At 38.8% G+C, this 6,728-nt stretch carries 5 protein-coding genes; 3 read left to right on the forward strand and 2 right to left on the reverse strand.

Annotation, left to right across the window (positions count from 1 at the left end; all coding sequences use genetic code 11):
* Positions 1-27: 27 nt before the first annotated feature.
* Positions 28-786 (reverse strand): GntR family transcriptional regulator, encoded by a 759-nt coding sequence (locus tag ACFX4I_RS08405; protein WP_377420000.1) that lies wholly within the window; start codon positions 784-786, stop codon positions 28-30.
* 359 nt (positions 787-1,145) lie between these two features.
* Here ACFX4I_RS08405 and ACFX4I_RS08410 point away from each other — a divergent pair, with 359 nt between their 5' ends.
* Positions 1,146-2,339, forward strand: coding sequence for a M14 family zinc carboxypeptidase (locus ACFX4I_RS08410; protein ID WP_377420002.1), 1,194 nt, complete (start codon positions 1,146-1,148; stop codon positions 2,337-2,339).
* A gap of 251 nt (positions 2,340-2,590) precedes the next feature.
* The gene (locus ACFX4I_RS08415) at positions 2,591-3,655 is read left to right on the forward strand and encodes a M14 family zinc carboxypeptidase (RefSeq protein WP_377420004.1); all 1,065 of its coding nucleotides are present in this window, start codon (positions 2,591-2,593) and stop codon (positions 3,653-3,655) included.
* 225 nt (positions 3,656-3,880) lie between these two features.
* Here the strand turns inward: ACFX4I_RS08415 and speB are convergent, their stop codons facing one another.
* On the reverse strand, positions 3,881-4,849 hold the full coding sequence (gene speB / locus ACFX4I_RS08420; RefSeq protein ID WP_377420006.1) for an agmatinase: 969 nt from the start codon (positions 4,847-4,849) through the stop codon (positions 3,881-3,883).
* Between the two features lie 419 nt (positions 4,850-5,268).
* Between speB and ACFX4I_RS08425 the strand changes: the two genes are divergently transcribed.
* Positions 5,269-6,615 carry an APC family permease gene (locus ACFX4I_RS08425; RefSeq protein WP_283931880.1) on the forward strand — a complete coding sequence of 449 codons (1,347 nt, stop codon included), beginning with the start codon at positions 5,269-5,271 and terminating at the stop codon, positions 6,613-6,615.
* Positions 6,616-6,728: the final 113 nt, after the last annotated feature.

The following is a 6,728-nucleotide window of genomic DNA, read 5'->3' on the forward strand; positions in this document are numbered from 1 at the left end:
GATGGAAAAAGGTAACGAGATCCCGGATTAGGACGGGGATTCGTTACCTTTTTCTTGCGATATAGAACTATCAATCGTAAAAGTCACGCGATTAGCAGGATAATATAGGAAGGATGAATGGATAGGCTGCTTCTTAGCGTCATATGCCACTTTCTCCACTTTGAAAAGGGGATCTCCCACTTCGCATTCTAAATATTTTGCTTCATCAGCATTTGCCAAAACCATATTTAAAAGTTTCGAGTTATGAACTGGAGTTATATTATATTTATGCTTTATGATATCATACATGGAAACAGAGTTATGGACATGTTGATTTAAATTTGGCAGAACCTTTAAAGAATAATGGGAAATTTCTAAGGTGAGAGGTTGATTATCATAGTATAAGATCCGTTGTAATTCAAGAACATCACTTTCAGGAGTAATCTCCAAGGATTTGGAAATATTAGCCGGTGCAGGTATTATCCCAAATGAAAGGATTTTAGTTTGAGGTATCTTCCCTAATTCTGACATATATTCAGCATGACCATTAACAGCAAATAATTCTCTTTTTACTTTAGGATATTGAACGAATGTTCCCTTTCCTTGTTGCCGTATTAGAAGCCCCTCTTCCACCAAGTCCAAAACCGCTTTTCGAACAGTAATGCGACTTACTCCATATATGTCGCATAATTCTGTTTCCGTTGGTAATCTTTCGCCAGAAGAGTAAATCCCTTTGTTTATATCTTCGATAATAGATTGTTTTAATTGCATGTATAATGGCGTAGAACTGTGTGTATTGAGTTTCATATTTTCCCCTTTCTCGTATTTTTCTTTTATTATAACGTAATGTGATGTTATAGTACAAATCATCAATTCGCCTATTGCTTTGCCAATATTATTTCATGGTAAAGACCTCCAGCAACAACGATCCGTGAAAAGAACGTCGCGGCTCTTTTTGTGCGGGAAAATCTGCATCTTTTACACAGTTACCATAAAAAGAGCATATAATTACGATTTGAATAAGTGAGTGTAGCAACCATTTTATAGATAAAGCTGATGCACGAATCATTAAAACCCATAATACGACATCAAATTCCAAAATATTTCTACTTTGCCATTTTGTATAATGAGATAGAAAAATATTTTAAGGAAGTGATTGTTGTAATATGAAAAACAGGAAAATTGTTTCAACTCTAGGAGTTGCCGTTTTATCGGCGGGTATTGCGGCACCAACATTTGCAGCTAATGAAACATCCCCAGGAACACCCATTCAACAAACTTATTCGGTTTCAGGTTTTACAGATCATGCTGAACTAGGGAAAAAGCTAGAACAAATTGCGAGTGATAGCCAAGGTAAAGTAAAAGTGGATGTAGCTGGATATTCTAATAGAAATAGAGAAATCTATAAAGCAACCGTAGGAACAGGTGACAAAGTCGTTTTAATTCAAAGTGAGATTCATGGAAATGAGAAAACTGGTACGGATGCCATCTTGAATATCTTGAAGTTTTTGGGGACCAATTCTCCTGAAGCGGAGAAGATTCGTAAAGAAATTACCCTGGTGGCTTTGCCTAAAATGAATCCGGATGCTGCTGAATTGAACCGTCGGGGAAATGATATGACCTGGTCAGAGGTCGTGGAACAGTTTCCACAGTTAGCAGGAGCGAATCCATCTTGGAACTATTATACATACAAAAATGAATCATTCGATTATGAGTCCAATCCTGGTTTCGATGTCAATCGTGACTTTAATCCTGATTTAAATTATATTCCTCAAGCTAAAGACTTCCCTGGAAAATCATCCACCCCTGGTTGGTTCATAACACCTGAATCACAAACAACGCGTGATGTTTACAAGTCTCTCCTGAAGCAATACGGAAAAGTGGAGATTTTCGTGGACTTGCACCACCAAGCTCCCTATTATGAAATTGATGGAACGGATGATTTAGTCACATACTCGCTTTCCGCTCAATTTGTTCCTGATCCAAGCTCGCCTTCAGGACAAGAGTATGCCAAATATGCAAAAAACTATAATTATGATTTTTCCAGACAATTGAATATAGCGGTATATAATGCGATGAAGGAACAAGGTAATTCTCCATATGGAAATATATCCCTATATCCGCAAAACCAAAACCTTCCTGGAACGGCTTTAGGAGCTTTTGCTTTAAACGGAAGTGGGACAGTACTCTTTGAAGTTAGAGGCCAAACACAGTCTTTTGGCCAAAAGAAAAAAGGTATGCTTATTAAAGCAGTGGAAAGAGGGTTATATGGAATAATTGATGGCGTTACTGATGGCTCAGTATATAAAATCAATCCGGAACAATACGAGGCAATTCCACTGACGGAGGGCAGGCAATAATAAAAATTGATAGTTTTATCAACTTAGTAACCAGACGGTACCCGGCTGGTTTTTCTTCATGACCGGTTTCGGCAAACAGAAAATGCTTTTTTGAATATCGCCTTTGTAGAAGTTATTCCTTTCAAGTTATAAGGTACAGAAGAAAACTATTTGAAACATAGTTATATTTCACTATTAACACAAAGTGTTAGAAATGTCAGAATATTAGTAATAGTTATTTTTTAGTAATTAAATTATAAGGAGGGTTTTTATTGAATTTTAAAAAGAAAGTTCTATCAGTTTCATTATCTAGTTTAATGACGTTAAGCGCAGCAACAGCTGTTGCGCTGCCAGTCGGAGCGGTTGGAAATGGTCCCAGTGCTGGAAATGGTCAAGTGACAACTTCTAATCTTCATACATATGAAAGCCTGGTAAGCTATCTTGAAACGCAGGATGCTAAACAAGAAAGGCTGGCACTGGAAGTAATCGGGGAAACGGTAAAAGGGAGGGATATTTACCTAGCGAAATACATTTCAAATCCTAAGAATCCTACTATACTATTTTTAACTCAACAGCACGGAAATGAACAACTGACTACTGAAGGTGCACTGGAATTCATTAAACATCTAGGCACGAATAAGACTAAAGGTTTATTGGAAAATGTTAATATACTGATCATTCCCATGTTAAATGCAGATGGGGCAATGGGAGATGTTAATTTCCCTCTTGATGACTATTTAGCAAAAGGTGATCGACATCTAACACGGGCAAATGCAAATGGGATCGACTTAAACCGTGAGCATGATAAAAATACTGATTCCATGCAAGTGGAGGTAAAGGCTTTACACGAAAATGTATTTGCGAAATACGATATAGATTACATGATAGATTTACATCATCAAGGGACGCTAAGCGAAACAGATGGTGAACTTGTTTCAGGTTCAATTCTTTATCCTACAAACTCTAACGTAAAGCCTGAAGTATTAGAAGCGTCAAAAAAACTGGGTGCTGTTGTATATAACTCCATTGAACCAGCTGGTTGGGGGCATATTGGTAAGTATGATGGCGGTTCTGGAGAAAATATAGGACGTAATGGTGCAGCCATTCGTTATGATATTGCCACACTGCTCTTTGAGATGCGAGGTATGTCGGACCACAATATTGAGTCAGTGGCACTTGGACAAAAAAGTAATGGCTATCTAATTAAGCAAACAGTAACCACTTTGGATGCAGCTGTCAGAGCTATTGCCGATGATTCAATTGAAACTGTTGATGCAAGCTTTTGGGACACCTTACCAACACAATACAATCGTCCTGGGGCAGAATCAGACGAATAAGATGATGACACATCCCATTCTTTCATATGGGATGTGTTTTTTAATTTTCTCACACCGATAGCCCGAACTTGTTCATCAGTTTATATGAAATGATTTATAGAGGAAATGAAGGACGAGATTAAAGATGATATAGAAAAAAGGCATCTGCATTCACTACAAGCAGATGCCTTTTGAACGATAACGTATCAACCTGAAATATCCTTCTTTAATAATTACCGCTTGCTCCTATAAACTATTTTGGGTCGAATTCACCTTTTTTTGTTCTTCTTTTAGCTGTAAGGCTACTAAACTGGCAAAGTCATGAATGATGGTGGCTGCCAAAAGTGATGTGATTTGTGTTGGATCGTACGGCGGGAGGACTTCCACCAGGTCGAATCCAATAAAGTTGAATCCTTGCAGAGAGCGTAACATCTCTAGGGTTTCAAAGCTATTTAGACCGCCGACCTCCAAGGTGCCAGTTCCAGGAGCACATGATGGATCAACAAAATCAATATCAAAGGTCAAGAAACATGGTGTATCCCCAATGGTTTTCTTGACTTCCTTCACGACATCTTCGATTCCTCTTTTCTTCAGCTCGGGAGTAGTTATCACATTGTAACCTAGATCTGTACTTGAATCTATATCTCCTGGATGATTGAGCGTACCTCTGATGCCAATCTGGAAAACTTTATCCGTTTGGAGCAAGCCTTCCTCATATGCACGGATAAACGGGGACCCATGCCAGTATTTTTCATCATAATAAGTATCCCAGGTATCTGTATGTGAATCAAAATGAAGAAGTGCAACAGGACCGTGGATTTTTGCGGCAGCTCTTAGATTAGCCAATGTTACTGAATGATCTCCTCCGATTCCTATTGGAATGATACCGTTTTTCATCAAGTCTGCCATAGCCTTTTCAATTAACTCATAGCTTCGATGTATATTATGGGGAATCACCGAAACGTCCCCAATATCAATTGCATTACATTCGTCAAACGGAAATACCTTGTGAATCGGATGGTAAGGAAACAACGTCATGGATGCTTGGCGGACAGCCTGTGGAGCAAACCGGGCTCCAACCCTGAATGAAGCAGCTGTATCAAAAGGCATCCCTACCACTGCCAATTTGGCATTTTCTCTTGTAGAAGGTAAGCGCATAAATGATCCGGTGGTACAAAACTCTGGTTTAACATCAGGGGATAAAGGATATTTCATTTTTCTATTCCTCCATTTTCTTATAGCGATAATAGTTTTGAAACTCATATAAATGAATTCCTATGGATGATTAATTATGCAATTATCATGCCAAGTCACAGTAAGTGATTTAATGAGGGTTTTTACCAGATATCATTGGCTTGGGTTATGCAGAGGCGAATAACTTATGGGAAATTGAATCGCCGATGAAGAGATGTTCCAAGACTTCATTTCTATGAATCAATCATGTGCCGTTAAGAATAAAGGAATTAAGTAGATTTTTGGCGTTTTTCGTTTGTCGAGTTAACCGAAATTATGTGGCACAGAAATTGCATTAAGGTATACAGGTAAAACTTTTAAAAAAGAGGGAGGCATGGGGATATATTTAGTTAAGAAGTTGAGCTTACTGATTTGGAAGCGGTTTCAAGGAGGAATGATAGGTGGAAAATGAGGTTACATTGAAAAGGTCACTGAAATTATGGCAAATCGTTATGATGGGGTTAGCATATATGACCCCCATGGTCGTATTTGATACATTTGGAATTGTATCTGGGATTACGGGCGGCCATGTGCCGACTGCCTATATCTTTGCATTGGTGGGGATGCTTTTTACAGCTGCCAGCTATGGAAAACTTGTAAAGGTTTTTCCTGCTGCAGGTTCTGCCTACACTTATACGCAAAAGGCCATAAACCCGCATTTAGGATTCCTGGTAGGATGGTCTTCGTTGTTAGACTATTTGTTTTTACCTATGGTCAATGCATTGTTGACCAAAATTTATCTCACAGCATTATTTCCAGGGGTTCCTACATGGATTTGGGTAGTATTGTTCGTGGCAATCGTCACCATTCTCAATCTACGGAGTGTGAATGTACTTGCAAACTTTAATGCGCTTTTTGTTTTAATTCAGATTGCCATCATGGCAGTGTTCATCATTCTTGTCGTCAAAGGTTTAAATGATGGAGAAGGTACAGGAGAAGTGTTTACGGTAAAGCCTTTCGTAAATGAAGGAATGGACTTTTCAGCAATAATAACCGGGGCGACGATCCTTTGTTTTTCCTTTTTGGGTTTCGATGCGGTAACGACACTATCTGAGGAAACGCCGGATCCGAAAAAAACGATTCCAAAAGCGATTTTTTTAACTGCACTTTGGGGTGGAATCATCTTCATTACCGCATCTTTCTTTATTCAGCTCTTTTTTCCGGATATATCACGTTTTAAGGAACCGGATGCTGCATTACCGGAAATCGCCCTTTATGTAGGTGGGAAGCTATTTCAATCCATTTTTCTTTGTACGACTTTCGTCAATACGCTAGCCTCGGGACTAGCATCGCATGCCAGCGTTTCCCGTCTTTTGTATGTGATGGGACGTGATAAAGTGTTTCCGGAAAAATGGTTTGGGTTTATTCACCCTAAGTGGAAGACGCCAGCCATTAATGTACTCATAGTTGGAGTCATTTCATTGTCGGCTTTATTCTTTGATTTAGTGACAGCAACGTCACTGATCAACTTTGGTGCATTAATGGCATTTACCTTTGTAAATCTGTCAGTGATCAGCCATTTTATCATTCGGGAAAAGAAACATCGAACGATAAAGGGGTGTATTCAATACTTAATCATGCCTTTAATAGGAGCTATAGCAATTGGCATTCTTTGGATCAACCTTGAGACAAGTTCCCTAATAATGGGGACAAGTTGGTTCATTATTGGTTTTTGTTATCTATTATATATCACAAAGGCATTCCGGAAGGCTCCGCCCCAATACCAAGTTGAAGAAATTCAGCTATGAGACTCGCAGGGAAAAACGCATCCTAAAAAGGATGCGTCAGACTGTAGACAAACTCGATGAAAATCGAGTTTGTCTATTTTTATGGCTTGTACAATTTGGACGTTGATTTCCAC

It is taken from the genome of Peribacillus sp. YIM B13472 (genome assembly GCF_042788005.1).
GTDB classification, from domain to species: domain Bacteria; phylum Bacillota; class Bacilli; order Bacillales; family DSM-1321; genus Peribacillus; species Peribacillus simplex_E.

What these genes read in the sequence shown, in the direction of transcription:
- ACFX4I_RS08405 (WP_377420000.1), bottom strand. Translation starts at nt 786, where the DNA reads ATGAAACTCAATACACACAGTTCTACGCCATTATACATGCAATTAAAA.
- ACFX4I_RS08410 (WP_377420002.1), top strand. Translation starts at nt 1,146, where the DNA reads ATGAAAAACAGGAAAATTGTTTCAACTCTAGGAGTTGCCGTTTTATCG.
- speB (WP_377420006.1), bottom strand. Translation starts at nt 4,849, where the DNA reads ATGAAATATCCTTTATCCCCTGATGTTAAACCAGAGTTTTGTACCACC.